At 40.4% G+C, this 25,904-nt stretch carries 31 protein-coding genes; 5 read left to right on the top strand and 26 right to left on the bottom strand.

Features of this window, described 5'->3' with window-relative positions; translation table 11 throughout:
• Nucleotides 1-441 precede the first annotated feature (441 nt).
• From KW93_RS01395 to KW93_RS01320, 17 genes are all read right to left on the bottom strand, one after another.
• Entirely contained in the window at nt 442-864 is a 423-nt protein-coding gene (locus KW93_RS01395; RefSeq protein WP_033541166.1) for a hypothetical protein, read from the bottom strand.
• A gap of 110 nt (nt 865-974) precedes the next feature.
• On the bottom strand, nt 975-1,415 hold the full coding sequence (locus KW93_RS01390; protein WP_033541165.1) for a hypothetical protein: 441 nt from the start codon (nt 1,413-1,415) through the stop codon (nt 975-977).
• A 136-nt stretch (nt 1,416-1,551) separates the two neighbouring features.
• Nucleotides 1,552-2,004 carry a hypothetical protein gene (locus tag KW93_RS01385; RefSeq protein ID WP_033541164.1) on the bottom strand — a complete coding sequence of 151 codons (453 nt, stop codon included), beginning with the start codon at nt 2,002-2,004 and terminating at the stop codon, nt 1,552-1,554.
• A gap of 286 nt (nt 2,005-2,290) precedes the next feature.
• The gene (locus KW93_RS01380) at nt 2,291-2,752 is read right to left on the bottom strand and encodes a hypothetical protein (protein ID WP_033541163.1); all 462 of its coding nucleotides are present in this window, start codon (nt 2,750-2,752) and stop codon (nt 2,291-2,293) included.
• A 54-nt stretch (nt 2,753-2,806) separates the two neighbouring features.
• Nucleotides 2,807-3,382, bottom strand: a complete 576-nt coding sequence (locus KW93_RS01375) for a hypothetical protein (RefSeq protein ID WP_033541162.1) — start codon at nt 3,380-3,382, stop codon at nt 2,807-2,809.
• Nucleotides 3,383-4,106: 724 nt separating this feature from the next.
• Nucleotides 4,107-4,952, bottom strand: a complete 846-nt coding sequence (locus KW93_RS01370) for a metal ABC transporter permease (protein ID WP_033541161.1) — start codon at nt 4,950-4,952, stop codon at nt 4,107-4,109.
• Nucleotides 4,898-5,605, bottom strand: coding sequence for a metal ABC transporter ATP-binding protein (locus KW93_RS01365; protein ID WP_033541160.1), 708 nt, complete (start codon nt 5,603-5,605; stop codon nt 4,898-4,900). Before KW93_RS01365 ends, KW93_RS01370 begins: the two co-directional genes overlap by 55 nt.
• Before the next feature lie 19 nt (nt 5,606-5,624).
• Nucleotides 5,625-7,169 carry a metal ABC transporter solute-binding protein, Zn/Mn family gene (locus KW93_RS01360; RefSeq protein WP_033541159.1) on the bottom strand — a complete coding sequence of 515 codons (1,545 nt, stop codon included), beginning with the start codon at nt 7,167-7,169 and terminating at the stop codon, nt 5,625-5,627.
• Nucleotides 7,170-7,240: 71 nt separating this feature from the next.
• Nucleotides 7,241-8,254: a ZinT family metal-binding protein gene (locus tag KW93_RS01355; protein ID WP_033541158.1), complete on the bottom strand. Its 1,014-nt coding sequence runs from the start codon at nt 8,252-8,254 to the stop codon at nt 7,241-7,243.
• Nucleotides 8,255-8,326: 72 nt separating this feature from the next.
• Nucleotides 8,327-8,683 carry a hypothetical protein gene (locus tag KW93_RS01350; protein WP_033541157.1) on the bottom strand — a complete coding sequence of 119 codons (357 nt, stop codon included), beginning with the start codon at nt 8,681-8,683 and terminating at the stop codon, nt 8,327-8,329.
• A gap of 49 nt (nt 8,684-8,732) precedes the next feature.
• Nucleotides 8,733-9,002, bottom strand: a complete 270-nt coding sequence (gene rpsN, locus KW93_RS01345; RefSeq protein ID WP_033541168.1) for a 30S ribosomal protein S14 — start codon at nt 9,000-9,002, stop codon at nt 8,733-8,735.
• Nucleotides 9,003-9,058: 56 nt separating this feature from the next.
• Nucleotides 9,059-9,214: a 50S ribosomal protein L33 gene (gene rpmG / locus KW93_RS17045; protein ID WP_081986904.1), complete on the bottom strand. Its 156-nt coding sequence runs from the start codon at nt 9,212-9,214 to the stop codon at nt 9,059-9,061.
• A 15-nt stretch (nt 9,215-9,229) separates the two neighbouring features.
• Nucleotides 9,230-10,348 (bottom strand): GTP-binding protein, encoded by a 1,119-nt coding sequence (locus KW93_RS01340; protein WP_033541156.1) that lies wholly within the window; start codon nt 10,346-10,348, stop codon nt 9,230-9,232.
• Nucleotides 10,349-10,548: 200 nt separating this feature from the next.
• On the bottom strand, nt 10,549-11,724 hold the full coding sequence (locus tag KW93_RS01335; protein ID WP_033541155.1) for an FAD/NAD(P)-binding protein: 1,176 nt from the start codon (nt 11,722-11,724) through the stop codon (nt 10,549-10,551).
• A gap of 334 nt (nt 11,725-12,058) precedes the next feature.
• Nucleotides 12,059-12,757 carry a Na-translocating system protein MpsC family protein gene (locus KW93_RS01330; protein ID WP_033541154.1) on the bottom strand — a complete coding sequence of 233 codons (699 nt, stop codon included), beginning with the start codon at nt 12,755-12,757 and terminating at the stop codon, nt 12,059-12,061.
• A 33-nt stretch (nt 12,758-12,790) separates the two neighbouring features.
• Nucleotides 12,791-13,489: a Na-translocating system protein MpsC family protein gene (locus KW93_RS01325; protein ID WP_033541153.1), complete on the bottom strand. Its 699-nt coding sequence runs from the start codon at nt 13,487-13,489 to the stop codon at nt 12,791-12,793.
• Nucleotides 13,490-13,637: 148 nt separating this feature from the next.
• Nucleotides 13,638-13,895, bottom strand: coding sequence for a hypothetical protein (locus tag KW93_RS01320; protein WP_033541152.1), 258 nt, complete (start codon nt 13,893-13,895; stop codon nt 13,638-13,640).
• Between the two features lie 392 nt (nt 13,896-14,287).
• On the opposite strand from KW93_RS01320, the gene KW93_RS01315 reads away from it, so the two are divergent.
• The gene (locus tag KW93_RS01315; RefSeq protein ID WP_033541151.1) at nt 14,288-15,112 is read left to right on the top strand and encodes an alpha/beta fold hydrolase; all 825 of its coding nucleotides are present in this window, start codon (nt 14,288-14,290) and stop codon (nt 15,110-15,112) included.
• A gap of 90 nt (nt 15,113-15,202) precedes the next feature.
• Here KW93_RS01315 and KW93_RS01310 read toward each other — a convergent pair whose 3' ends face one another.
• The 7 genes from KW93_RS01310 to KW93_RS01290 all read right to left on the bottom strand — a co-directional run bounded on the left by KW93_RS01310 (nt 15,203) and on the right by KW93_RS01290 (nt 19,721).
• A complete protein-coding gene (locus KW93_RS01310) occupies nt 15,203-15,844 on the bottom strand; it encodes a flavodoxin family protein (RefSeq protein WP_033541150.1) in 642 nt (213 codons plus the stop codon).
• Nucleotides 15,845-15,986: 142 nt separating this feature from the next.
• A complete protein-coding gene (locus KW93_RS17700; protein WP_235318334.1) occupies nt 15,987-16,676 on the bottom strand; it encodes a CDP-glycerol glycerophosphotransferase family protein in 690 nt (229 codons plus the stop codon).
• Entirely contained in the window at nt 16,613-17,152 is a 540-nt protein-coding gene (locus KW93_RS17695; RefSeq protein WP_235318333.1) for a CDP-glycerol glycerophosphotransferase family protein, read from the bottom strand. Before KW93_RS17695 ends, KW93_RS17700 begins: the two co-directional genes overlap by 64 nt.
• A gap of 157 nt (nt 17,153-17,309) precedes the next feature.
• Nucleotides 17,310-18,176, bottom strand: a complete 867-nt coding sequence (locus KW93_RS01300) for an SDR family oxidoreductase (protein ID WP_033541149.1) — start codon at nt 18,174-18,176, stop codon at nt 17,310-17,312.
• 57 nt (nt 18,177-18,233) lie between these two features.
• Nucleotides 18,234-18,356 carry a hypothetical protein gene (locus tag KW93_RS17955; protein ID WP_442956605.1) on the bottom strand — a complete coding sequence of 41 codons (123 nt, stop codon included), beginning with the start codon at nt 18,354-18,356 and terminating at the stop codon, nt 18,234-18,236.
• Nucleotides 18,317-18,553 (bottom strand): hypothetical protein, encoded by a 237-nt coding sequence (locus KW93_RS17690; protein WP_152602399.1) that lies wholly within the window; start codon nt 18,551-18,553, stop codon nt 18,317-18,319. Before KW93_RS17690 ends, KW93_RS17955 begins: the two co-directional genes overlap by 40 nt.
• A 460-nt stretch (nt 18,554-19,013) precedes the next feature.
• Nucleotides 19,014-19,721 carry a DUF421 domain-containing protein gene (locus tag KW93_RS01290; RefSeq protein WP_033541147.1) on the bottom strand — a complete coding sequence of 236 codons (708 nt, stop codon included), beginning with the start codon at nt 19,719-19,721 and terminating at the stop codon, nt 19,014-19,016.
• Nucleotides 19,722-20,236: 515 nt separating this feature from the next.
• Between KW93_RS01290 and KW93_RS01285 the strand changes: the two genes are divergently transcribed.
• Nucleotides 20,237-21,130, top strand: a complete 894-nt coding sequence (locus KW93_RS01285; protein ID WP_033541146.1) for an SDR family oxidoreductase — start codon at nt 20,237-20,239, stop codon at nt 21,128-21,130.
• 515 nt (nt 21,131-21,645) lie between these two features.
• On the opposite strand, the gene KW93_RS01280 is transcribed toward KW93_RS01285, so the two are convergent.
• Nucleotides 21,646-22,650 (bottom strand): potassium channel family protein, encoded by a 1,005-nt coding sequence (locus KW93_RS01280; protein ID WP_033541145.1) that lies wholly within the window; start codon nt 22,648-22,650, stop codon nt 21,646-21,648.
• Nucleotides 22,651-22,982: 332 nt separating this feature from the next.
• Here KW93_RS01280 and KW93_RS01275 point away from each other — a divergent pair, with 332 nt between their 5' ends.
• The 3 genes from KW93_RS01275 to KW93_RS17040 all read left to right on the top strand — a co-directional run bounded on the left by KW93_RS01275 (nt 22,983) and on the right by KW93_RS17040 (nt 25,347).
• Entirely contained in the window at nt 22,983-23,843 is an 861-nt protein-coding gene (locus KW93_RS01275) for an Hsp33 family molecular chaperone HslO (RefSeq protein ID WP_033541144.1), read from the top strand.
• 59 nt (nt 23,844-23,902) lie between these two features.
• Nucleotides 23,903-24,631 carry a MerR family transcriptional regulator gene (locus tag KW93_RS16840; RefSeq protein ID WP_052131406.1) on the top strand — a complete coding sequence of 243 codons (729 nt, stop codon included), beginning with the start codon at nt 23,903-23,905 and terminating at the stop codon, nt 24,629-24,631.
• Nucleotides 24,632-24,996: 365 nt separating this feature from the next.
• On the top strand, nt 24,997-25,347 hold the full coding sequence (locus KW93_RS17040) for a CPCC family cysteine-rich protein (RefSeq protein ID WP_081986902.1): 351 nt from the start codon (nt 24,997-24,999) through the stop codon (nt 25,345-25,347).
• 201 nt (nt 25,348-25,548) lie between these two features.
• Here KW93_RS17040 and KW93_RS01265 read toward each other — a convergent pair whose 3' ends face one another.
• Nucleotides 25,549-25,851, bottom strand: coding sequence for a hypothetical protein (locus KW93_RS01265; protein ID WP_033541143.1), 303 nt, complete (start codon nt 25,849-25,851; stop codon nt 25,549-25,551).
• Between the last annotated feature and the right edge of the window lie 53 nt (nt 25,852-25,904).

Here is a 25,904-nt window from a genome sequence, read left to right as displayed (position 1 = left end):
TTTCTCGTATAAATCTCTATAGCTAATTACTAGAAGACTAAACATGAATATCAAGCTCAAAAAACTTCTAGCATTAAATTCATCAGTCCCTAAAGTTTCATCAAGCAAGATACTGACAGTTAAAGCTAACATGCTGACGACACTAAAAAGAATAAATAATGGCTTGTTTGATGAGAAATACTCTTGCTTCACTTCAATTACTAAATAAACGATTGCGAAGATAAGTGAAACAATACGAGTTAGAAATAAATATTCGTATTGAAAAAAAAAACGTCGCAACTAAAAAGCTGATAAATGCCAAAATCACGATTAGAGAACTTATACTTATTTTCATCCCAAACTCCTTATGTTTCTTTCTTGTCTAAATAATATTTTCTAATATATTTAACTAAATTTGAATGTAGCTTAACTGCACTTGAGCTACATTCATACTCTGTCAATTCAATTCATTTTGGAACGCTTTAAGATGTATCTTGGTGGAGAGCCAAAACCTTGTTCAGCTTCAAAATAAGCTAACTCACCAGGAACGCATGAAATGATGGAAGGAAATCCAAAACCTACCGCATGTTCCAATGCTTCTTGCAGCGGCAGTTCTTTTCCATCTATCTTTTCATTGTAAGACAGGGAGTAGCACTTTTTATCAGCTCCGTTATTTATAAGCAGCTCGTAAATGTCTTGCGGATCGGAGTTGGGTGGTGGAATTTCAATCATGTATTTGCCCTTCAACATCCTCTGATATTCATGACAAAGCCGATTCAAAGCATGATTCCTCTTCTTAGATGAAAACAATTCGTGAAGCACTCTTTCCTGAACGTTTTTTTCGAAAAAAGATTTCACAATCAGTTCTTCCATTTCCTTCTTCATTTCTCTTCCCTCCTGCCCTTTTTCTATGCTTAAAGAGCACGTTTTCTTTTAAATAATCTCCAAATCGTTAGGCCATTGATGATAAGAATCCGTTATGATCAGACTGTGTTTTAGTGGCTTTTCAAATAGACTTTAAATTGCTTATAGATCCGTTCAATATCTTCATTAGATCTGAGTTCAGCATCCCTGCCAATGCAGTGAACCAGAGCCCTCAGTAAATCGTTAAGATATAAATTATCATTAAAAATTAACATCGCATTTAAATCAGAGCCTTTCTCATAAATATTGATGGTTACTTTTTCTTCATCAATCAACTTAAATTCCCACCTGTATTCAACCGGTTCCTCGAGCATGATAAAGTCAATTTCCTTTCTGGAAAATGAGGCCAGATCCGGTACTATCTGATAAACAGCATTCAGTAATTCCTCTAATGGATTTTTGAATAAGTAGGAACAAACAAACTCAAAATTATTGCCGCCGATGCAAAGGTAACCCGATGCCCAAGTGTCATCAGGGATATACTTATACTGGAATTCTACGTTATGGGCCATCAACACTGCCTCCTTTGCTATGGATCTTTCTATGTAGATGAAGCGAATATAACTTAACTGCATATAAGTTGCATTCAGTTCCTCGCCATTCCCCAAACCTTGCTCTTGGATGATACAGTAACTTTTATGCCCCCACTCAATCCCAATGATTGAAGATGATCTGCCCTACTGTGCCAGGTTTCCAGTAAGCGATTTGTTCCGTTTCAGCACGGTTTAATTCCATTTCCATCAACAACCTCTGGTTAACCGGAACGTTGAGTTCGGCTGTACCGGTTACCTGATAGAAAGGGTCAAAAAGGGCATGAAGGGCTGGCACATCGATGAACGTTATATCCCCAAATTCAACGGAAGAGGCAAAAGCCAGATAAGGGTAATGCTCATTCAGAAGGATATAAATTAACTCTCCGGAAAGCTCGACTTGCGCACAGTAAAAATTGGCGGGATATTGAGGTGGACTCACGCTTATAACTTTCCCAGCACTGCGAGATGCGAGATCCAAACACAATTGCTTAAACTGCTTTCGGTTTACACTCGGTGGCACACCATCTTCAGCACGATAAAAACCTGTGACGCCATTGGGAAGTTTCATACACTGTTCACCGCCTGTTCCGCATAGATTGAACTGCAATACAAAAACTCCGGGTAGCAGCTATAGCTTTCTGCTTACAAAGTTTTTAGCTTCTCTATGCTTAATATACAGAGACACTATGGGAAAGACTAAGTAATATTGTTATTCTATAAGTCGATTGGGATTAAACGAAAAACTTAATTGAATTCATACAATCGGCAGTACACTGTCCTAGTATTGATTTGAATTCGTCTTCATAAACCTTACAGAGCTATGATATTCCTATGTTTAATTTGCATATTAATAATTAAAATATATTTATAGTCCCATCTGGTTTAACTTTAACTAAAGGATATTCTGGTGAATTCTCTATAGTCAGGAAAACTTCTTTATGAAAAATGCCGGAAAGTTTCTTCATAAACTCCATTACTATGCTAGCTTCAGATAGGCTTTTAATTTGTTTTGGATCCACATTAAATTCCACTTCATATTCCGAGGAGAAATGACAATTTAATAAGATCCCTTCGTAACTTAAAGATAATAGAAACGAATGATGCTTTTTTTCTTCAAATAGATCGCTGACCTTGTACTTTTCTAAAGATACTTCTTTTCCATCTATATATAGTTCGACCTCCCAGTAAGATAACAAGATCCAATCCAGTAATTTCTGCCAATCGTTTAAGTTAATCTTCTGAATATAAATATCCCTTAGACTTCCATCAACAAAAAATACCTTCTCCAATATATCTGTCGTTAGGTTGTTCCGCATGATTCATCTCCTTCGATAAAGGATCATTAAATTCTTTTCCGGTAATATCTCCACTTATTTACTTTTCAGTTCCATCGCTCGAGTGTAACCAAAGCATTCTCTAAATAGCTTTCTGCCCACATATTGGTGAAAATCACTATATGTATGCCGGTAATATTCATTCCAATAGCTAATCATTCTACTGTAACTTTTGCAAAACGCCTCTCTATTTTCACTGCAAAAGTTCTTAATCCGTGCTGTATCCTGTTCTTTCAGAAAATCATAAGACATTTCTAAGATTTCTACGACGTATTCATCACAGATTTTTACGATGTAAGGTATAGCCCAATCTTCGCAGTCCATCTGAAGCAGCGCACGTAGGTGCTTTTGCCGAATATAACCGTCATCACTTCTTGAAAGTATGCAGTGCAGAATCATCTTCTGCTGTTCACTTAACCTGTCTATAAATCCATTGGAGTTGTCTAAAGGATAGATCCGATAAGGAAAGTTGATAACCTGGTTGTTTTGAGAATATTGAACAGTCGTTTCAGACTCCTTAATAGCGACATTAAAGAAAGTTCTCTTAGACAACAACCTAACTACTCTAGTAACATCATCCTGTAAATGGTTTGGGAATCCTCTGGCAAACAAACAATCACACCCTTACTACATAAAATTTAATAATATATATTTCATCCAAGACTTTGACTGTCCAAGGAGAAAGCTAATCGTATTATCTAAAAGAGCCCAGAATCCAATTTTATTTCATAGAATTTGATTGAATTAAGCTATTATTTTCATTTTATCAGAAGCCTATTTTATTGTTCGTTAAATTGATATTTTGCGAATATATACTTCTAGGAAACACTACTATATCATCAATGCGCTCCCTCTCAAGTTTGGGCTTTGGGAAAATTTTGTTTAGTCCAGCATATGCATGGAAGTAATCTTATCGATGGAAAGCTGCCCATCGCCAAAGGAATCTTCATAGGCGACTATACGCTGGGTATCCTCTATTGCTTGTGCCTTCCCTCAAGTTCTCGACTAATACTTCTTTTTTCTCCCATAATCAATTCTTCCCCAAAACAATAACATTTGATCTTATTATGCCCATTTAACTGAATGAGTGTTTTGCATTTGAGAAATTTTTTGTTCTAAAGAAGGATTTAAAAAAGAGAAGAAGCTTTTTTGGCTTCTTCTCTTCCTATAATTTCTCATATGTAAACCATATATTTAATATCAATCCAGACAATCAAGAGAATCAGGTCAGTATTCATTTCAGAATCTTTTAGACAAACACTATTTTCAAAAAAACCGCAGCTTGGGCCACGGTTTTTAAAGTTTTTATATATGATTTCTAAAATTCCATCCTGATTTATGAAACACCGTTTTTATGAGATAACTTCCCTATTTTCATGTAGCGCAGAAGTGTTTTAAAAACCGTTGTCATGGCAAAAATCAAAATCAAGCATAATGTAATAGAAGCTCCTGGAGGTGTGCCCAGTTCATAAGAAGCAACCAGTCCGGTCATCATGCCGATTAATGCAATACCAATACCAATTAAAATAACGCCGTTGAAACTTTTACTTAGCCGCATTGAGATGGCAGCCGGCAAGACAATAATGGCAGAGACGAGTAAAGCTCCGACAATCGGCATGATGACGGCAATCGTAACTCCTGTCAGCACATTAAACAATATGGACATCGCTTTAACAGGCAAACCCGCTGTATAGGCGGTATCCTCATCGAAAGTAAGAACGTACATCGGCTTGCGAAAAAAGAAATATAAGATGGCAATAATAGATGTCAGTCCCAGCAACACCCATACTTGCTCTACACTGATCGTGACAATGGAACCGAATAAAAACTGATTGATGCTCAAGGTAGCCCCGTTATCGTTCAATCCCATCAAAACCAATGCTAATGCCATACCAACAGACATTAGAATCGCAATAGAAAGCTCGGAGTAAGTCCGATAAATTATCCGCAAATATTCCAGCAGCACAGCCACCAATACTACTACTAAAATATTGGTGAAAGTCGGATTTACCCCGACCAGCAACCCTAACGCCACCCCGGCCAACGAGATATGGGATAAGGTATCCGCCATCAGGGATTGTCTGCGCAAAATCAAGAACAGTCCCAGCACTGGTGCTATTAATGAGATTAGGAAGGTTGCCTGGAAAGCTCTTTGCATGAATCCATGGAAAAACATCTCCACGGGGAGTCCTCCTTCCGCACCAGCTCAATATGTTTATTTGCGTAATTGCGAATTTCCTCATGATCATGTGTAACTATTAAAATTCCCTTTTTATGCTTTTCGCTGTTGTGCTTTAGTAATTGATAAAATTCTTCCCGGGAACGGACATCCATCCCGGTAGTGGGTTCGTCCAATATAAAAAGATCAGGATCTGTAGCAAATACACGGGCAATAGAAATACGCTGCTTTTGTCCCCCCGACAGTTCCCCTATCTTTTTATGGCGCATCTCCCACATCCCAACAGACTCGAGGGAACGGCGAACCTGTTCCTTGTCTTCCTGTCCTAGTCTCTTCAACCATTTCCCTTTTTGGTAACGCCCGGATTGGACCAGTTCCAAAACGGTACTTGGGAATCCGGCGTTAAAAGCTGAAACCTGTTGTGAGACGTAACCGATGACCAGCTTCTCTGCGTCAAGGTTTTTAGGTGAAAGCTGGACGCTTCCTTTCGAAGGCTTTAATAGACCCAGGATATTTCGGAGCAGCGTTGTCTTTGCTGCCCCGTTTTCTCCTGTCAACATGACGAAGTCTCCTGGGTTCACTCTAAATGAAATATTTTCAAGTAATGGTTCCTCTTCATATTGGAAGGCTAAATTTTTTACGTCAATATAGTGCATAATTAAGTTACCTTCCTCTTTATTGAATGCTTAATTGTAAGGCTTCCAGGTTGTCACGCATCGCGTCTATATAACCGAGATCTTTAGATTTCAATTCCTCTGATAGTACTTCCAAGTCATATAAGACTGCCGTCTCTGTTCCAGTTTCATTCGCAACGGTTTCAGCAATTGCAGAATTGGCTCCTTGCTGATAAAAAATCACAGGTACCTCATACTGTTCAACCAAATTTCCAATTTCTGCAATGCGGGAAGGACTTGGTTCAACTTCAGTAGACAAACCGCCAATCGCAATCTGTTCCAGATCATATCGCTCAGCGATGTAGCCGAACGCCTGATGCTGTACGACAAAGACGCGATTTTTCGCCCCTTCAAGAGCCGTTTCATATTCTTCGTGCAAAGCTTGAAGTTCTTCATTGAAAGCTTTTGCGTTTTCCTGATAGACGTTCTCCCCTTCAGGATCTGCTTCGATCAGTGCATCACGAACCACATTCACTTGCTCTTGCGCTAAAACCAAATCCAGCCAAATGTGAGGGTCTTCATTTTCATGATCGTCTATTACCACAGATACACTTTCTGTTTCTGCGTATACACCGTGCTCGTCATCCAGCAATGCAGCCTTTACTTCAAAACTTCCATTTTCAGCTTTGTATTCAAAGAGATTGCTTTCTTGACCGGGCACTGTCTGCCATTCACTTTCAGCGTTTTCACGTGTATACCAATGCCAATGATCATATCCAATTTCATCATTTGTTTCAGCCTTGAGCGTGACAGTATCCCCTGTATGGTAATGCTCTGCCAATCCGCTGATTGTCAAATCACCGGCTGTCTCGTCCTCTTCGGCTGTGTGATCATGGTGCGCTTCTTTATCGGCACTATGCCCGTGATCATCGATGATGATTTCCACCGGTTCTGATTCGGCATATTCACTGTGGTCATTATCGAAAAGAACAGCACGCACTTCAAAACTTTCTCCTGCCGCTTCGAATTCAAAGGTGGAGCCCAATTGCCCGGATACCGTTTCCCATTCTTCAGCAGGATTGCCCCTCGTATACCAATGCCAATGGTCCAAGTCCACCGCTTCATCCAGTTCCGCAGTCAATTCGATGGTATCCCCAGTGTGGTAATGGCCGGCAGCGCCTTTAATAGCTATTTCCGATGCAGGTCCTTCTTCATCGTCATGATCGTAGGCGTGGAATTCAGCTGCGCCACCATTATCCGAAGTCCGTGCAACAATCAACTCTTCGTTTTCAACTGTATTCAGTAAACTGCTCACCCAATGTTCCATTTCTTCACTGCTATAGACAAAAACGTCAGCTTCGTTGACTACAGCAACGTCTTTTGCACTTGGTTCATAATGATGTGCATCCTGGCCGGAAGAGACCATTAATGAAACTTCCGCCCGGTCCCCTGCCACATGCCGGGCAAACTCATACATCGGATAAAACGATGCCACTACAGAAATCTGCTCTGTCGAACCGCTCTCTCCCTCTTCCTGATTGCACCCGGCAAGAGCTGCTGCTGAAATTAAACCCAGTGACAATATACTTAGCCAGGTTTTCTTCATAAGTTTTATTCTCCTTTTTAATCCTCTAAAGCTTTTTTAGATTCTTATTTCTCTAAAGATACTATTGCAAATTAATGCGCAAGCATGTCACGGACTATGCCATCAGCGTCTAAATCTGAAGAGTAATAAGTTGGCCAATGAGTAACTTCTTCTAACAATTCCTCACGATCGTCTCCCCAATACAAATGGAAATGATGAGAATCAACCGGATAGATGCTATGATCGCTGAATTGGACAAATTGAGGTGCTTGTTCTGATCCTTCCGTCAATTCAAAGATGAAACGGACCCCGCGATTTCCTTTTTCATAAGTAAGAATTTCATAACCACCTGAAACATATTCTCCTGAATATTCTTCGTCTCCGTCAAAGAAAGTGATAGTTCCATCTTCAATGAGGATGCGGTCAACGTCAGTCACATATCCTATTGTGTAATATTCCTTGTATTCTTCTGCTGTCATATCGCCGGTTTCAGCTTTATCCTCGAATACTGGATCTAAATCTCCTGAAACCAAGTACGGATAAACCGACTGCCAGTCACCTTCCCAATCCGATAATTCACGATCTTCAACTTGGCTGTCTTCAAAATAACCTTTGTAGATTTGAGTAGTGTCTTCATCGTGACCGTGATGATCATCAATAGCTATTTCAACAGGCGCTGATTGAACTTCCGGTTCATGGTCGTCGCCGAATAATACTGCTTTTATTTCTGTTCCGTCATTAGTTGCTTCTCCAGTAAAGGTGTCTGTTTCTTGTCCTGAAACGACTTGCCATTCGTCAGTGCCGCTTTCTCTGCTGTACCAATGCCAGTGGTCGCCTTCATTTCCATCTTTTGGAACCGCCGTCAGCTCAATTACATCTCCCGTATGATAATGAGCAGCAATCCCCATAATCAGCACTGTTTCAGGTGCCTCTTCACTTGTTTCTTCACCCTCAGCATGTTCGTGATCCTTTTCTTCTGTTGTATTTGTTTCAGCAACTTCTTGTTCAACTGCACTCGTGCTTTCTGATTCTTCTGTTGACTGGCATGCTGCTAAAACAAAAATCAGTAAAAATAACGCTAATACTTTCATCATTTGTTTCTTCATAATCCTATTCCTCCTAGTTTTGTAATTCCGTTTTCAATTATGTCCTTTTAAAAAAATTATTTAGGCATCCCTCTAATGAATAAATAAAAATAATTGCTTTTCTTTATTATTTCTTGTGTTTATTGGAAAATGATCGGTAAAGTCAATCCACTTCACCCTGTTGAACCTAATGTCGACCTTCTGACCCAACTCCTCTTCAATCTCCATTAGCAGATTGACTATGTCGTCGTAAGGAAGATTAAAATGCTCAACGGCTAAATCCACTGGAGATTCTTTTATTATCAAGCTTCGAAATTCCTCTACGTTCATAGCTGCTTCAGCCAATAAATCCTCTTTTTCTACAATAAACCTGTAAAAACTTCTCCTTTCTTCTGGGAGCCTGGCTACTTCGCTTCTCCATAAAAAATCCATTAACCGCTCATTCACCATTGTCCCGCCCCCCTCCGTTTGCAAAGTTATCATCCATTGACTATGTAATTTACCAGCTGGCTTTTTTCACGCCTGGCAGCTGTCCTTTGTGGGCGAGCTCCCGGAAAGCGATCCGCGACATTTTGAATTTGCGCATATAGCCTCTTGGCCGCCCGGTCAATTCACAGCGATTATTCAAGCGCGTCGGCGAGGAATTTTTCGGCAACTTGTTCAACGCTTCGTAATCCCCTTTGTCTTTTAGCTCTTGACGAAGTGCTGCGTATTGTTCAACTAATTTTTGTTGCTTTTGAAATTTTGCTACTTTTGATTTCTTAGCCATTTTCATCAACCTTTCTTCAATCGTAATAATTACGTTTTATAAAATTCTAAAATTTTTTATATGGTTTCTCGGTGCAATGTCATTTTCCTAAGACGCGGGCAATACTTTTTCAATTCAATTCGTTCGGGGTTGTTGCGCTTGTTTTTAGTGGTCGTGTAATTCTGTTCTCCGGTTTCTATGCACGCCAAAGTAATGTTTACTTTATTTTGTATCTCTCCTATTTTCGGTTAAATTCCGGCCTGAAACGCAGGCAATGGATCCGGGAAACTGCTCCAATCCTGATTCAGTTCTTCTTCCGTCAGCCCACATCGTGCCAATTCTTCTGTGATGGCCTGTTGATCCATCCCGATACCGATCAACACAAGTTCGGTCATCTTCACCCCGTAATCCAAATCCCATTTCCCGGCTCCCTCGATGCTTAACGATGGTCCTGCCTGGGATAAAAGAACGGCAACATCATCGCGTGTGGCAATCCATAGAAAACCTTTGGCACGGACAATTTCGGCTGGCCATTCCATGATCCAATCCATTAAACGCTCAGGATGGAACGGGCTTTGGCTTCGGTAAACAAAGGAGCCGATTCCGTATTCTTCCGTTTCAGGCACATGTTCTTCATTTAATTCTTTTATCCAGCCTGCACTTTGGCTGACCTTTTCAAAATCAAACAAGTTCGTGTTCAATACTTCGTTCAAATCAAGACTCGATCGTTCCGTTCCGATGATCTTTGCATCCGGATTTAAGCTTCTGAGGACAGATTTCAATTGGTCCATTTTTTCCGGAGCGATTAAATCCACTTTATTTAAGACCAAAACATTGGCGAATTCAATCTGATCGATCAATAAATCCGCGATTTCCCGTTCGTCTTCTGACGTGGCTGCCTGCTTTCGGTCAAGCAATGTTTCTCCCGAAGCATAATCAGTCCAGAACCTCGCCGCATCCACAACCGTTACCATCGTATCCAAGCGGCAAATTTCCGACAAATTAATCCCCAGTTCCTCATCCATATATGTAAATGTTTGGGCTACCGGCACCGGCTCACTGATGCCGGAAGATTCGATGACGATATAATCGATGTCACCTTGTTTAGCCAGCTTTTCCACTTCAATGATTAAATCTTCCCGAAGTGTACAGCAGATGCATCCGTTTTGCATTTCCACCAATTTTTCTTCGGTTCGCGTAAATCCGCCTTGTTTGACTAAAGCAGCATCGATATTCACTTCACTCATGTCATTCACGATGACAGCCACTTTAAGTCCTTGCCGATTATGTAAGATATGGTTCAATAAAGTCGTTTTTCCTGATCCGAGGTAACCACTTAACACCGTTACAGGAATCCCATTTGCCATGTACTTGTCCTCCTTTAAGTTAAAAATAAAACCTTAAATAGTAATCATTACGTTTTATAGCTTATATTTTCTTATTAAAAATAGCAAGCACTTTCTATAATGTTTCTTTATTATTAAGAAAAAATTTTTAATCATATATACAAATAGGGGATTTAAAAAATTGATTTTTTCAAGAGATCTAAACTTCCCTTTTTGTTGACTTAAAGAGCCTGTACAATACATTCAGCTGCTTGGCGGGCTCCCGATATATTCCGGGCAATTGGTCGGGTTTCGAGTTCTGCTAACCCGTCCATAACATATAAGTTTGGTCCCCATTGAAGATTTTTGGTCACTATTGGATAACCACACGCTGCACATTCCAAATGATTCTCTTCAATGACTGGCGTTAACCAAATTTCCCCTGGCAGCAACGCCTGAAATCCAGTTGCTAATAAGACGGTGCCACTTCGTTGGAGCAAGTGATTGGACTCATCGTAAAGGTTTACCATTCCATCTTTAACGTCGCCTTCGTAAACCTGACCATCCACAACGATTTCATTATTCCCTCTTTTTTGGTAAAGCAGCTTAATATATAAGTCTCGAGGAATTGATCCTTTATTTCGAGCTTTGATAATTTGTTCGCGTCTGTTTTGGTAAGCCCGCGTTTTGCGGAAAGCTGTTTGTTTTTTGGGTCCGAGCCAACCGGGATCACTATCGAAATCATGGATTCGGAATGGATGGCGTTTAAGCAGTGTAACTTGTTTTGGAAACAGACTGTTTAATTTAAGTGTCAAGTGGACCGCCGTGATTCCGCCTCCAATAACGGTAAAGGGAGGTTTCATAGTCTTAACGCTTGGAAGAGGTGAATCGAAAATGTGATGGACTTGATCTTCAGATTGGGCCTTTAAAGCTATGGCCCAGTCTGGCCATTGTAATTGATTGCTATTACCGATAGCCAATACCAGATTCTGGCTATGAAAAATTTGATTAGTTTCCAGTTCGATCTGCCAACCATTCTTATTTCGATTTAATGTTTTAACAAATCCTTTTTTCCAACATTCTTTAAGCGTTAAGTTTTCAATGAGGCAGTTGCAATGTTCTTCAAATAACAAGAGAGATGCCCGTTTAAGCCTTCCAAGAAAAGAAGAATTTTCGTTATATTGGTTGTTTTTTGCATAAGCTTCTAAGCTAAGGGGATGAATATCCAGATGATGGACACCCGGAGAGCGCAAAAAAGGCATGGAAATCGTATTCGTGCAACGATGCCAATTGGCTAAAGGTTCAGTATGTGGGTCAATAATCAATAACTCATCCTGTGTTACTTTATTTAGTTTTAATAAATAGTTTGCCATCGTTATTCCGTGAACTCCACAGCCAATAATTATGCATTTATACATCGTTTAATTTCTCCTTTTTAAATCTTTCTACTGATTATCTGCATAGGTTGACCTGTATCAAGCAACAATTTTAAAAAATTTTTCCAATCAATGTAGAGGGAAAGGTTATAAGCATCCATTATAAATATATGTAATTATAGAACTGCCATAGACTTATAGTTACTGTATCCCACTGTTTAGACGGTCAATAGTGCCCCATTTTTGACCATAAGAAAAAGAGAAAAAGACGCAGAATATATAGCGTCCCTTCCTCTTGTAAAACAATTATTTCAATAATTATTATTCTCAACTTATGGTTATTTCTCGTATGTAAACCGAAACAAGCGTTCATGATTTACCGCTCCCTCGGTTCCAACACCACAACAATGAAACTAACATCATGTTCAAAATCCCAATCCACAAATATTTCGCTGATGGTTCGTTTTAAAGCATCCTCTAATTGGACTTCACCCAGCACCTCGTGTTCGAGCGGTCGTTTGGACAGCTTCAATTCTTCGGCAAGTCCGTTCTTGATCAGCTCTTTTTCAATCCGCACCAGGATGCCCGAACGGCGGATGAGGATGGTCCGGTCGCTTAGCCAGTATATGTCTGTTCGGCCCGGTACTTTCTCGGCTTTATTGCTGGCCTCGATGATTTCCCCGCGGACGGCTTCCGGATTGCTGTCATCCGGCCAGTTTTCGGGGATGTCGGTTGCTTCTTCTTCCACCACGCCGATGATCATACCGGTTTCTTCGAGGAGATGCCAATCAGCATAAAGCTCCTTTATCTCAAGCCCAGCCACTTCCCTAAGCCCCTGGCTAATTTCCGGGTTCAGATCCAGCATCATCAGGTCTCTCGTCGCCAGTACCCGGGTGCTCTCACCCTGCTTTACCTGAAGCTTTTCCATCGGAGCCAAAAACCCCCGGAAATAAATGGTGATAAACGGATGCCTAAATGTGACATAGACCGACGTCGGCCCTTTTCCAAAATGCGTTCGTAATACGGTGGAGATGTACCCCCCCACTTCAGATTCGAGTGATTTTTCCTTTGCCATTTCTGTGCCCCCTTCTGCTGCAGCAGCCTGTTCTCATTCAGCTTTGGGAATTAAACGAAAGACCATATAAGCTTTATCCTCTTCAAAATTCCAATCAACGAACAACTCATTGATCCCCTGATTCAATATAGGCTCCAGTTCGACAAATTCCATGATGCGGTGTTCTACCACTCGTTTAGCTAACCGCAATTCTTCGATCACGCCATTTTTGATCAATTCTTTTTCGATTTCGACCATGATGCCCTTTCGTTCAACCAGTACCGTGTCGTCGTTCAGCCAATAGAAGGCAATAAAGTCGGGTTCTTTTTCTGTTATTTTACTGATGCTGATGACTTTCTCCTTTAAAGCGCTTGTGTCCACTTCTGGAGGACTTTCCAATATCGCTTGATCGGCTTCAGCATCCAGCACCGCAATGAACATGCCGCTGCCTTTTTCCAGGTTCCAGTCGGCATAAAGTTCCTGGACGTTCGATCCCGTAATAGCCGCCAGTCCTTGAAGCAATTCCGGCTTGACCCCGCCCAGCAAGATATCCCTGGTTTCAGCTACCCGTTTGGTTTCGTTTCTTTTTAGAAGAAGCTGTTCGCTCGGATTGTGAAAATCAAGGAGGTGAATCACCAGAAAAGGAGCCCGGAATACCGCAATCACAGATTGGGGATTCGAGCCAAATTGGTCGGATAGAAAAGAAGAAATGTAGTCTTCCACGTTCTTTTGGATCGATTGATTGATTGTCATCGCTCAAGCTCCTTTGGATGGAATCAGTTTTCTTTGATTTGGTACAGTATACGGGAACGAAGATGAAATAGATAGGGAACATCGAACAGTGCCTTATAGTTGAGCAAGAGTTCCTTTAATTTTCCAGGGTTCCTTCTTATGGTTTGTTTCAATACTCCGATGGATTTGGTGTAACAACAGTGGAAGTGCCGTGAATATAACCGGCGATGGCAGCGGCTGCCTCATCGATTGATGCATACTGTTTCACTGTCTTTGTTTGTACATAGGTTAATTCCAGAATTCGCGTATCGGGTTGGCATCGGACTTCAATCCAATCCGTTTCCGTTTTGGTAAAGGTTTGTTTGATGTTGACGGTATTGTATTGGCAGATGGTTTCGAGAAGATCTTTTATGCTCTCCAACTTCATCAGCGATTCTCCTAACTATAAAAAATACTTTAAAAACCAGCTTAAAAAGCTGGATATAGCTCTTCGTTTATTCTAGAAACACTTACAGTCTGTTCGTGGTTGCAATAAAAAAAGCCGCAAAGAATCCATTGATTCTTCGCGGCTTTGCGGGTAGCGCTATCGTCTCCAGCATTGTACCGATATCTGGTATTAAGTTGAGTTAGTCACTTTTTCCATTCACATTCCATTTTAGAAGAGTTGAAATTTTAAGTAAAGTAGAATCGCTTCGTTATTTTTTTAATACTTAACTAAAATTTTTTATGTAAAAGTGTAATCTCACAAATGTTTAACGCTTGCATGGAAAGGAAATAAAAGTGGGAAAGAAAGCAAAAAATGCAAAGGAGGAAATAAATTTGGGGCATTATATTGAAGTTGAGGATAATATTAAAATTTATGCCGAAGATATCGGGTCAGGACAACCCGTTGTCTTTTTGCACGGTTGGCCTCTAAACAATAAAGCATTTGAATCGCAGGTGGGTGAACTTGCAATGAACGGATTCCGTTTTATTGGTATCGACCTGCGGGGCTATGGAAAATCAGATAAACCATGGCATGGCTATGATTACGATACAGCAGCAAGCGATGTCAAAGCAGTGGTTGATCACCTTAAACTTGAAAATTTCGTGCTTGCTGGATTCTCTATGGGCGGACCCATCGCCATCCGTTATATCACCAAGTTTGGTCAGCAGAATGTTGATAAACTCTTGCTATTATCAGCGGCGGCTCCTCTGTTTACACAGCGGGATGGCTTTAAGTACAATCTGAAGCCCAAAGAAGTGGACGATATCATCAACCAAGTTAAAGAAGATCGTCCCGCCTTCCTTTCAGAGTTCGCCGACATGTTCTTTGAACAAAAACATTCGCCCGAATTTTTACACTGGTTCCAGCTGCTTGGACTTGAAGCCGGCGCACATTCCACCATCAATTCCGCCATCGCCTTGAGAGATGAAGACCTTCGAGACGAACTAACTGGAATATCAGTACCGACTGCCATTTTTCATGGAAAGAAAGATCAGATTTGCGAATATGCATTGGGCGAGGAATTGGAAAAGCAGATACCGAATTCGGTCCTGGTTCCCTTCAAGCACAGCGGCCACGGCATCAATGCGGATGAGCCGGAACGGTTCAACACAGAATTAATCCGTTTTTTAAGAAGCACAGGAGTAAAATCAGAATAAATAAGTTTTAGCAGAACCAAGCTCCTTCCAAGAAGCTTGGTTCTTTTTATTCAAAAGCGGAAATGGATCAGCAGCTCCTTATAGTGCTCTTCAATCTTGCTGTTCAATTACATTCCCCTCAGCCGGTATCGGATTCATTTTAAAATTTCTGGCAAAATGGATTAAGTTATAAGCCATGATTTTTGCATGCTGCATCGTGAAATCGTTTTGATTCCCATCCGCTTCAATGAAAGAAGGCCCCGGCCCGGCTGGCCCTACCCAATAAGTGTCGGCGTTCGGCGGCACAATGAAGCCCATATGTGAAAGAGCATATAAGATGGATTTTGCACTGTCTTTAGCTCCGTCCTCGTTTCCGGTCACAATCGCTCCGCCGATCCGGTTATAGTAGATGTATTGCCCTTTTTCATTGGTCTCACTGCTCGCCGCATAAATTCGTTCAATGGCTTTAGTGGCATAGCTGCTTTTTTCTCCCATCCAGATAGGCGTTCCAATAATCAGGATGTCCGCATCCAGCAGTTTTTCGTAAATCTTCGGCCACTCGTCTCCTTCCCCTGCATCAATCTCCATGGCATGAGCCACATTGTAATCAGCCAGTCTTATAATTTCTGATGAAACGCCTTCTTTGTCAAAATGCTTGATGACTTCATTAATGAGCGCATCCGTGTTCGATGGTTCCGGGCTCTTTTTTAGTGTGCAATTAATGACTAAGGCTTTCAATTCTGTGCTTGGCATTTTTGCTCATCCTTTCTTGAATTATTGTTAATTGCTATCTACCCTAGATTCTCCTGTATAGACATCCAATTAATTTTAAATCCACTTAAATCAGTTAGTTTAACGCACACCGTTTTAAAACAAACTGTTGCTTCCTGTTTTCTTATTTCAAGACCCTGGCAGCTAACCGCTCACATTTGTTTTGGTCAAAGTAATCAAAATATTGAGTTGCTTTGCTATACCACTTGTTGTAATTAACGCCGCCGATGATAATTTCCGTTAAACAGGCATACACTTCCTCAACATTTTTGGCTTTGTATCCATATAAGTCTTCGTTCAGATTCAAGTAAATCCCCCTTTTATTTTCCCAGTCTGCTTGATCAAACAAATAAAAAATAATGGGTTTGTTCAAATAGAGAAAATCCCATGAAACGCTTGTGATGTCGGTTAACAGCATATCCATTTCCTGAATAACCTCTCCAATCGAAAGCTCGTCAAATCCCACAAACTGAATGCAATCGTTCTTGATTGTCCGAAAATATGGTTCAAACTCTTTCATGAAGGGATGTAATGCCACTGTGACTTGAATATTCTGCTCTTTTAATAATTGGTTGATTTTTTCATGGTTGAGGAGTTCCGTTGTGCGGTTAAAGTATGCGCTTTCTTTAAATTCTTCATCCGATATGTCGATGAGCCATTCACGCCAGGTAGTCATAAACAAGATTTTCTTTACTTGATCGGCCGGCTGGTTGGGAAGATAACGGTCAAAACGAGGAAATCCCGTAACGATTAATTTTTCTTCCGGAATCCTCCAAAATCCCTTTTTAGTTCCATTTCGTATTGGGATGCACAATTAAAATAATCGGTTCTTTTTAATAAAGGAATATCTTCCTTTTGAATCAATATCTTTTTAAAGCCTTCAATGCCATGGCTAATATGTGTGAATATTGTTTTTTTATTCAGAAAGAGAAATTGGTCGGATTTTGGGACAATATCATGCATAATGGAATGTCCATGAAATGAATAATCAGCCTGAAAGAACAAATAATAGTTTCGGAAGCTTCCCAACGGTATTGCATTCGGTATCTTTTTTTCGTTTACATAGGATGATTGCGGATGATAAAGCCAGTACACTTCAAGATCGTCAGAGCAATGATTGACAAGATAGTCATGAAAAACGGCTACGCTATCTTCATATTTCTCTCCTAGATTTCCACCGATTAAAACGATTTTTTTATTTGGTTTTTCTTTATAAAGTTTTGAAAGAACCAATGCTAACAATACTTTTATCCATAAATTCAACGTTTTCTTCTTTTCTTTTCTCTTCATTCAAGAACCCCCTCTAAACCTGATTCTAAAAGCAAAAAATCTTTCTCTTCTTTCAATAAAACAAAAGCATTGCCCACTGGTCCAAAGTGCTATGTATAATGCGATGCTTGTAAATAGAGTAAAAAACAAGGACTTCTTAAACGAAGTCCCTGCCTGATTAATACGGCGTACCGCCGTTAATATGCAACACCTGCCCCGTAATGTAAGAAGCGTCATCCGAAGCAAGATAGACATAGGCTCCCGCCAATTCATCCGGCTGCCCCGGCCGCTTCATAGGCGTTCCAAAAGCTCCCTCTTTACCGAACCCTTCCACTTTGTCTGCTGGAAAAGATGCTGGAATCAGTGGTGTCCATATAGGTCCTGGGGCTACCGCATTCACGCGAATCCCTTCTTCTGCAAGTGATCCGGAAAGCGAACGCGTAAATGCCAAAATAGCTCCCTTTGTGGCAGAGTAATCAATCATGGTTGGCGCGCCTTGAAACGCGGTGATCGAAGTGGTATTCACGATGGCACTTCCGGGTTTTAAATGATTCAGAGCTGCTTTTGTTAAATGGAACATACTGAAAATATTCGTCCGGAATGTCCGTTCCAATTGTTCAGACGGCAAATCTCTCAATGACGGTTGTTCATGCTGCTCACCCGCATTATTTACAAGGATGTCCAGTTTGCCGAATTCGGCAATCACCTTTTCTACAGCTTCCTGGCAGAAACTTTCATCGCCAATATCTCCGGCAATCAATAAGCAGCGTCTGCCTTCCTGTTCAATATACTTTTTCGTTTCTTCCGCATCTTCATGTTCATCCAAGTAGGAGATTGCGACATCTGCCCCTTCTTTTGCAAATGCCACAGCGACTGCCCGTCCAATCCCGCTGTCCCCGCCTGTAATCAAAGCGGTTTTTTGCGGCAAACGATGGGCCTGCCCTGCTAAATTCCCAGTAAAATCCGGATGTGGTTTCATTTCACTTTCGAAACCCGGTTGCCTTTGCTGTTCCTGGGCTGGAATATTTTCTGGTTTATCTTTCATCTAATCCATTCTTTCATCTAAAATCATTGTCAATTTACATTGAAAATAACCAATCATTCAGTTGATTTCCCGGTTCCAATGACAATGTGCCAAAACAGCTTCAATGAATTGTTTTGTAAAGTCAGCAGTATTCCTGTTTGTTATGACCCCCGGCTGATCGAGCATTTCGACAGCTTCCAGCCATTTGCCGCCTTCTTCTGTAGCACCAATCGCTTTGTAATGGTCGAAGCCTCTCCTAGATATTTAGCGGCATTTTTCGCAAAAGCTTTGGAAACTTCCGAACCGCCTACAGCGTAAAGTGCATCATACAACACAGCGTTCGTTGTCGAAAAATTGGGGGCCACTTTTAATTCATTTCCATCCGATCCAGTTACCATCCCCCTATTTTTCCTGTTTCCATCTTTGTGTATTTCTTCCATGCTCGCCTCTACTTCTTGTTTGTATTTTAGTTATTATTTTTCTGATTCCCTTATTAATTTTTTGAAAACATAAAAATCTTATATTTACGTAATCAATCCAAAAAGGAAAAGTGATTGAAGAATATGTACAATAACAAAAAGAGAGGAAGACGCATTTATTTAGCGCCTTTCCTGTCTTTCTTAGGATAATAATTCAACATATCTTCAACTTCCGATAACCTCATGATATGTAAATGCTATACACCCTTTTTTGTTATACGGTTATTTTACTTATCTTATGGCGGCGTCACCTAGCAATGGACGAAAAGAATCACCTGAAGAAATGAAGCCTATCTTATTGCCACTCACTTTTCATTATCTTTCTAATCCGGCTGAACCAGAAAAACATACAACCAGAAGAAGCTTGGCATGGAAAAAATTAATTCCCTCCTTCCTGGTCACCGTTGTCTTTAGGATAAGGTTTAATAAAGAAGCCCTTCGGTTCTGACCATTCGGCGTACAGCACTCTTTCCACGTTACTATAGCCTTCTTTCTGCAGCTCTTCGTACAGCCAGGCTTTGGACTTGCCGGTATATCTCAGGATTTCTTCATTAATCTGCCCTTCATCCACGAACAGGAAGTTCAGCGGTTCGTCTTCCGGCTCCAGGTTGAGCATGGATGGCGTGACCGAACCAGATTTGGCATACTTTTTCAAACTGATGGTGCCGCCGGGCTCCAGGTACAGGTCGCGTACTTCCTGCAGGGAAAATACGCCTTCCTGGCGCATCATCGAGCGAAGCTGCTCCATTTCCAGGTGGTTCGCTTCCAGCGCCTTGATGTTGAATTCGCCGTCACGGATCAGGATCGACGGTTCCCCTTTCAGGAAAATGCGGATTTTATCGTACCGTTTGGTCAGTTTTTCAATGATGAATAGCAGAAGGCCCCAGACGGCTACCGCAAACCAGACATGCAATGCGGAAACTTTGTCATCGTAGATGCTTTCTTCCAGAATGCCACCCAAGACGATCGAATAGATGAAATCAAAAGGCGTCAGCTGGGACATCTCCTTTTTCCCCAGCAGCCGTGTCACTACCAGTAAGGCAATCAATCCGAAAAACAGCTTTAAACCAATATCCAAATACGTCATCGACTCCACTCCTCGGTTCATTTTTTGCTGAATAGAAGACAGATTACTACTCCATACCCTCTTATTATTTTTAAAACCGGATTCCCAAATTTCAGCAAACCGATCAAAAGGCGCCCGATTTAACGGAGCTTACTATTTACTAAAAGAATTGTATATATGGAATAATTATTATTCTATTCAGAGATTAAACCGTTCGTAAAAGTACATTTTTACAAATTTAAAAGACGAGAAGAGCTGTTTTCCAGCGTCCTCTCTCCTTCTTTTTTATCAGAGCTTCTTCTGATAAATAAATTTTATGTAAACTAAAATCTCTTCGGACCTCAATCCAAGCCCTTCCTCAATCAGTGTATCTGAAGGACACAAACATATTCGAGTAAAGGATTATGTACGTTGATTACAAAATTATTAAATACCTCTTAATAAAAACGCTTACAATTTCCATGCAGGTTTTATCCTGTATATAAGTGGTAGATAAAGATAGTAACCATCTTATACCAATGTGAGGAGCGATTTTAATGCCAAAAATTCCAAACCCAAAAACACAATTTACAACGGAAGATTTTCCGAAACAATACCAGGAACCACCAGGCCTTCAAAATCAAATGACTCCTCAGCCGGATTGTGGCGAAACCAGCTATACTGGCTCCGGTAGATTGAAAGGACGAAAAGCGCTTGTGACCGGCGGTGATTCAGGAATAGGACGTGCGGCAGCAATTGCCTATGCAAGAGAGGGCGCAGATGTCGCTATAAATTATTTGCCGGAAGAACAGTCCGACGCAGAGGAAGTAAAAAAGTTAATTGAAGCTGAGGGTCAAAAAGCGATTTTGATTCCTGGAGATTTAAGTGTTGAATCTTTCTGCAAAGAACTTGTCGAACAGGCTAACTTGGAACTTGGAGGACTGGATATTCTGGCATTGATAGCAGGTAAACAGCAGGCTGTCGAAAGTATTATGGATTTACCTACCGAACAGCTCAAAAAAACATTCCAAGTCAATGTATATTCCCTTTACTGGACTGTAAAAGCAGCACTGCCGCATCTTCCTGAAGGTGCTTCCATTATTACCACAAGTTCTGTTGAGGGCTTTGATCCAAATCCGATTTTACTCGATTATGCAGCGACAAAATTTGCTATTATCGGCTTTACAAAAGCATTATCAAAACAACTGGCAGCTAAAGGAATCCGTGTAAATTCGGTTGCTCCAGGACCTATTTGGACACCGTTGCAAATTTCCGGCGGACAGCCGCAGGAAAACATTCCAGAATTCGGAAAAGGTACACCGGAGACTCCACTTGGCCGTGCAGGGCAGCCTGTTGAATTGTCAGCAACCTATGTATTCCTGGCTTCAACCGATTCCAGCTATGTTACAGGACAAATTTACGGAATAACTGGCGGCATGCCGACCGCGTAATTGGAGATTTCAGAAAGAAAAAATCCTATCATTTATTTTAAAAAAGCTTATAGTGTCTGTTTAATTCAGCGCTATAAGCTTTTTTCTGTACGATTATTTAAGTTTTAGATTGGACTTAAAATGCCGGTCTGGACATGCCATAACGACCAAAAGAAGAAAAGAAGTTAGACCTATCCCTTTTTTCCTCCCTATAAGGTCATGATATGTAAAGTCATGAACCATTAATAATTTTTCCATTTGAAGTCTAAAAAAGACTCTAAACAAATCTAAGTAAACTTAGTTTGTCTAGAGTCCAAATTTCATAATTATGGTTGCCTCTCTCTTGTTGATTGCACATTGGCCAAGGTATTTCACAGTTCCCCTTTCACAATGAATTAGCTGCCATCAGTTTCAAGAATGACGGCTTTTACTTTCTCTAAGTTTCCGGTTCCTTCATTGCGCATCAAATGGGCAACCTTTGGAAGTAAGCACACTACTTAACTAAAACATACTCATACCCGCTTCAGTTGCTGAATCTACTTACTTCCCTTTTTTCCTGGCCATTCTCTGCCTTCTTCTTGGACTAATCGCAACAATTTTCTTCGATGGTCTTCGAGTGTCCCAAACCTATATTCAAAAGTTTCGATAGAGGCGATCGGCAAATTTGCGGCCTGAATTTCAAATAAATTAATACTTGGCGGCAAATCATCAGCAGCGTTTCCAGCATCTCCTTCAAATGTATTTAAGTAGCTAACGACTCCCGAGCGAACCTGCTGCAATAGAAGTTGATTGGGTACATACTCTTCCGGGATACCCAATTGCCAGATTGTTACCGCATCGTCTAATTGAGCTAGTACCGGCGCTATCGCTTTTCCAGCATTCTCGCTATAGTAATATTGCAGAATAGGATAAGCCTTTTTTTGTTCAGCTATACTGGACAATTGGGCGGCGAACGTATTCAAAAGCAAATCCGCATTTCGAAAATCTTTCCCATTCCAAGAGTTTTTGACCATTTCTACACCACTTTCTCCCATAGCTGTTACACTATCAGCAAAAGACCGTTGTAGCGTTACAGAATTAATCACGGAAAGAATATAAGTGACACTCATCGTAATCAACAGCATTCCAGTTCCTGATGCGAGGATGGAAGCAATTTGCCATCCCCCTTCCTTTGGGCTGTATTCCCCGTTTCCCAACGTGATAATGGTATAACCAGTGTAGTAGATTCTTTCCACCCAGGAAACCGGTTCCTGGTCGGTTGAATCCGATATCGCGCTTTCACTTCCTGCAAAAATAAACGTCCAGCCCATCCATACCAATAGTATCCACAACTTAATGGTCAACGTGATAATAAGCGGACCGGAAAAGCTAAGAACTGTTGGAACTTTTTTGCTCATTCGCTTCAAATTCTTCCATATAATAGTGGCCAATCGGTCTGTAATTGGACCGGCTCCCCTATCTACCCATAAGGTGGTCCATAAAAAATCGATGATTCCTGCTGTTAATAGGAGAATCCCAACTAAAAAATAAAATGTTTCCACTTCTATTCCCTCGTTTCTATATTATTTACCTACCCTCTCACCCTCAATTTAATAGGGATTGCAACGAACAATTTTCTTTTTAACAGATTCAAGGATTAGAAAAGAACCATGTATATTAAAAATCACTAAGTTTTCTGTAAATAACGTTCATAAAAGTACAATTAAATGAACAAAAAAGGATGGAAGCTGCTTTTATCAGTTTCCATCCTTCCTATAATTCCTCATTTGTTAACTAAAAATAAATATTGTAAAAATCGTATTTATCCCTTGAACCTTACGTAGGGTAATGTTTTATAGTGAAACTAGCTTACTTTTGTAAAGGGGGAACGGTCATGCAAAATACCATTGCTAAAGCATTGATTTATGAAGAGCAGATTCGTTTGTATTTTATCGATAATACCCAGCTGCTTCGAAATATCTTTGCCTTAAACCAGGAACTTCCTGAACCGCTTAAACTGATGTTGGGTAAAACGGTATCAGCGATGAGCCTACTCTCTGGCACTCTCAAAGGGAACCAGCGAATGAGCCTCCAGGTAACGTTGAGCAATCCTCGCCATAAAATTTTTGCGGAAGCCGAAGCGAATGGAAATGTCAGAGGATACCTGAACGAGGAACTTTTGAGATCTTCTGAAATAGAAGTAAAGTCGATGCAGGACTTGATCGGACCTTCTGGGATGATCCGTGTCATAAAGGGCTCTGAGATGAATCAATTCACCAGCATTACCGATATGCCAAATCAAAATATCATTGATGATATCGCCAACTATTTTGTGCAGAGTGATCAGACGCCGACCTATCTTTATTCTGACATTCAGTTCGATAATGGAGATTCCCTTCTTTCCAGTCGTGCCTTATATGCACAACTGCTTCCAGGTGCACCACCACACCTGCTTTCAGAAGTGAAAACGATTGTGAAAGCCAATCCAGGTATTTTCAATACACTAAACGCTCAAGAAGCGAGTGACAGCGAAGAAGCGTTAACCCAGTTGTTTGGGGATGCAAAAATTATCGGCCATAGCTCCAGTCAATTTTTCTGCGGATGCAGTAAAGAAATGTTTTATGGCATGCTTTATTCATTGAGTGAAGAGGAAATCAAATGGAGTATTGAGCAAAATGAAGACATTGAAGCTTTTTGCCATATTTGCGGGAAAACCTATACGTTCGGGCAAAAGGAGATGCAGCAACTCTTCTGACTTCGAATTTCTCGTTTTTAATTGGTGAATAGTAATGGTGTTAAATGGAGGCCACGCAGATGAAGGAACATTGGAAAGTCGGAGAAGTTGCAGAATTGGCGGGTTTAACAATTCGAACCTTACGCTATTACGATCAAATCTGTTTATTTTCACCTTCTCAGTATACAGAGTCAGGGCATCGGCTATACACGAAAGCAGATTTGGTACGTCTTCAGCCAATTTTGTCCTTAAAGCAGATGGGAATGTCGTTAGAAGAAATACAACTTCTGTTGTCTAATCCGGAGGGACAAACCGTTGCGGAGATTTTGCAAATCCAAATTTCCCGGGTCAAAAAAGAGATAGAGGTTCAGCAAAAACTGGTAGCGGAGCTGGAAAATGCGTTATCGGCTGCACGCAGCAATCGGACCATGTCGATTTCAGAACTTACAAAATTAATGGAGGCTCTGAAAATGAATAAGGAAAAATACTTTTCGAAGCAGCAATTGGATACCATGGAAAGCAGATATGAAAATATCGACAAACAACTTTTAAAGCAGGCAGAGCAAGAATTTAACGGTCTTATCAAGGAAATTCGTTTGGAAAAAGAAAAAGGCACTTCTCCCTCCGATGAAAAAGTACAGCATTTAGCGAAAAAATGGAATGACATCGTGAATTCCTTTTCCGAAGGCAGTATGGCTTTCCGTAAACAAGCCGAGCGTTTCCACGCTGAAAACCCCGGGAACGAACTGCAATATGAAATAGATGGCGAGCTATACCAATTTATCAATCAAGCATTGAACCCTAAGTGATTTTATAAGAAAGGAAGAGGAAAAGCCGATAAACAGGCCTTCCCTCTTCCTTTCTTGTATTTGTTTTTGGAGAACTTCCGATAACCTGGTGATATGTGAACCTATATTTTTTGAGATCCAAGCTTCAAAACCTTACAGAACAGCATTCTGAATGCATCATTTTTCTAATGAAATAGTTCGGAATGATTTTTCGGTGAAGTCAGTGGAATCAAGAAACTGAATGTAACTTACTTACACATAAGTTACATTCATAATGAGTAAAAAACTTTAAGGATTTTGACACTGCACTGAATTTTTTTCGGATTAGGAACAGTATACTTGGCACGTGGTAAAATTAAGAAAATCCCCAACAGAGGAGCTTCTAAATGACGAGAGAAAACTGTCCTTGCTGTAAGTATCCAACCTTAAGCACAAGAGGCGATTATGAAATTTGCCTCCTTTGTGACTGGGAGGATGATAATCAAGATGATCCTCAAGCAGCAGAAATTTGGGGAGGGCCCAATGGAGATTACTCCTTAGAAGAGGCCAGACAAAATTTTAAAGCGCATTTAACCATGTATCGGAAAAAACCAAAAAATATGAACTCCGCAGTCGCAGAGAAAAAAAGAATGTTGATGGAGGCTTATGAATCCCTGAATGAAGATAACGAAGAAACTGAAACGATCAAATGGGACAAAATTGTTAAGTTAGAAAAAAGTTTAAATTTGCAAGGATAGAGTTAGTTATTAGCTCTATTCTTGACTCTGAATGTAACTTAATTGCTATTAGGTTACATTCAGAAGAAGACTATTTGAACTCTTAAAGTGCCCATAAAGTTGTAATTGCAAAATATACAATAAGTCCAGAAATAAAAATTAGAATGTATTTAGCTTTTGTTCCCATCGCTATCTCCTCCTAATTTTTCGACTTGTTTCTAGTCATTCAAATTGTTCAAAGTATTTTTTGGGATCGTTTATGCCATTCTCAACAAACGTTTTGGACCAATCATAGATTTCATCAAAGTAGGATTCTTCGTCTTTACTAGGCAAAGCAGCCAATATCTCGATAAGATCGCCCTCTTTGTGCATCTGACCAGTAATGAAATCTGTGATTACCGTCATTTTTACTTGATGCTGATAAGAAATAGTCGCTGTAACTTGTTTTTTCGATAAATCCACATGAATATAATCAATATTTATCCCTACTGGCTGAAAAATAGTATAACCCTCGTTGTTCTCCAAACTCTTACCCCTCCTCATTTCGAATGTAACTTAATTCACATTAAGTTACATTC

The sequence above is a fragment of the Planococcus sp. CAU13 genome, from assembly GCF_000775575.1.
Lineage (GTDB): Bacteria > Bacillota > Bacilli > Bacillales_A > Planococcaceae > Planococcus.
This window is presented reverse-complemented; position numbering and strand designations above follow the sequence as displayed.

Bases quoted from the DNA above. Each gene is read 5' to 3' on its own strand.
- KW93_RS01395 (WP_033541166.1), bottom strand. From the start codon at position 864: ATGAAGAAGGAAATGGAAGAACTGATTGTGAAATCTTTTTTCGAAAAA.
- KW93_RS01390 (WP_033541165.1), bottom strand. From the start codon at position 1,415: ATGGCCCATAACGTAGAATTCCAGTATAAGTATATCCCTGATGACACT.
- KW93_RS01385 (WP_033541164.1), bottom strand. From the start codon at position 2,004: ATGAAACTTCCCAATGGCGTCACAGGTTTTTATCGTGCTGAAGATGGT.
- KW93_RS01380 (WP_033541163.1), bottom strand. From the start codon at position 2,752: ATGCGGAACAACCTAACGACAGATATATTGGAGAAGGTATTTTTTGTT.
- KW93_RS01365 (WP_033541160.1), bottom strand. From the start codon at position 5,605: ATGCACTATATTGACGTAAAAAATTTAGCCTTCCAATATGAAGAGGAA.
- KW93_RS01360 (WP_033541159.1), bottom strand. From the start codon at position 7,169: ATGAAGAAAACCTGGCTAAGTATATTGTCACTGGGTTTAATTTCAGCA.
- KW93_RS01355 (WP_033541158.1), bottom strand. From the start codon at position 8,254: ATGAAGAAACAAATGATGAAAGTATTAGCGTTATTTTTACTGATTTTT.
- KW93_RS01350 (WP_033541157.1), bottom strand. From the start codon at position 8,683: ATGGTGAATGAGCGGTTAATGGATTTTTTATGGAGAAGCGAAGTAGCC.
- rpsN (WP_033541168.1), bottom strand. From the start codon at position 9,002: ATGGCTAAGAAATCAAAAGTAGCAAAATTTCAAAAGCAACAAAAATTA.
- KW93_RS01340 (WP_033541156.1), bottom strand. From the start codon at position 10,348: ATGGCAAATGGGATTCCTGTAACGGTGTTAAGTGGTTACCTCGGATCA.
- KW93_RS01335 (WP_033541155.1), bottom strand. From the start codon at position 11,724: ATGTATAAATGCATAATTATTGGCTGTGGAGTTCACGGAATAACGATG.
- KW93_RS01330 (WP_033541154.1), bottom strand. From the start codon at position 12,757: ATGGCAAAGGAAAAATCACTCGAATCTGAAGTGGGGGGGTACATCTCC.
- KW93_RS01325 (WP_033541153.1), bottom strand. From the start codon at position 13,489: ATGACAATCAATCAATCGATCCAAAAGAACGTGGAAGACTACATTTCT.
- KW93_RS01320 (WP_033541152.1), bottom strand. From the start codon at position 13,895: ATGAAGTTGGAGAGCATAAAAGATCTTCTCGAAACCATCTGCCAATAC.
- KW93_RS01310 (WP_033541150.1), bottom strand. From the start codon at position 15,844: ATGCCAAGCACAGAATTGAAAGCCTTAGTCATTAATTGCACACTAAAA.
- KW93_RS17695 (WP_235318333.1), bottom strand. From the start codon at position 17,152: ATGAAGAGAAAAGAAAAGAAGAAAACGTTGAATTTATGGATAAAAGTA.
- KW93_RS01300 (WP_033541149.1), bottom strand. From the start codon at position 18,176: ATGAAAGATAAACCAGAAAATATTCCAGCCCAGGAACAGCAAAGGCAA.
- KW93_RS17690 (WP_152602399.1), bottom strand. From the start codon at position 18,553: ATGGTAACTGGATCGGATGGAAATGAATTAAAAGTGGCCCCCAATTTT.
- KW93_RS01290 (WP_033541147.1), bottom strand. From the start codon at position 19,721: ATGACGTATTTGGATATTGGTTTAAAGCTGTTTTTCGGATTGATTGCC.
- KW93_RS01285 (WP_033541146.1), top strand. From the start codon at position 20,237: ATGCCAAAAATTCCAAACCCAAAAACACAATTTACAACGGAAGATTTT.
- KW93_RS01275 (WP_033541144.1), top strand. From the start codon at position 22,983: ATGCAAAATACCATTGCTAAAGCATTGATTTATGAAGAGCAGATTCGT.
- KW93_RS16840 (WP_052131406.1), top strand. From the start codon at position 23,903: ATGAAGGAACATTGGAAAGTCGGAGAAGTTGCAGAATTGGCGGGTTTA.
- KW93_RS17040 (WP_081986902.1), top strand. From the start codon at position 24,997: ATGACGAGAGAAAACTGTCCTTGCTGTAAGTATCCAACCTTAAGCACA.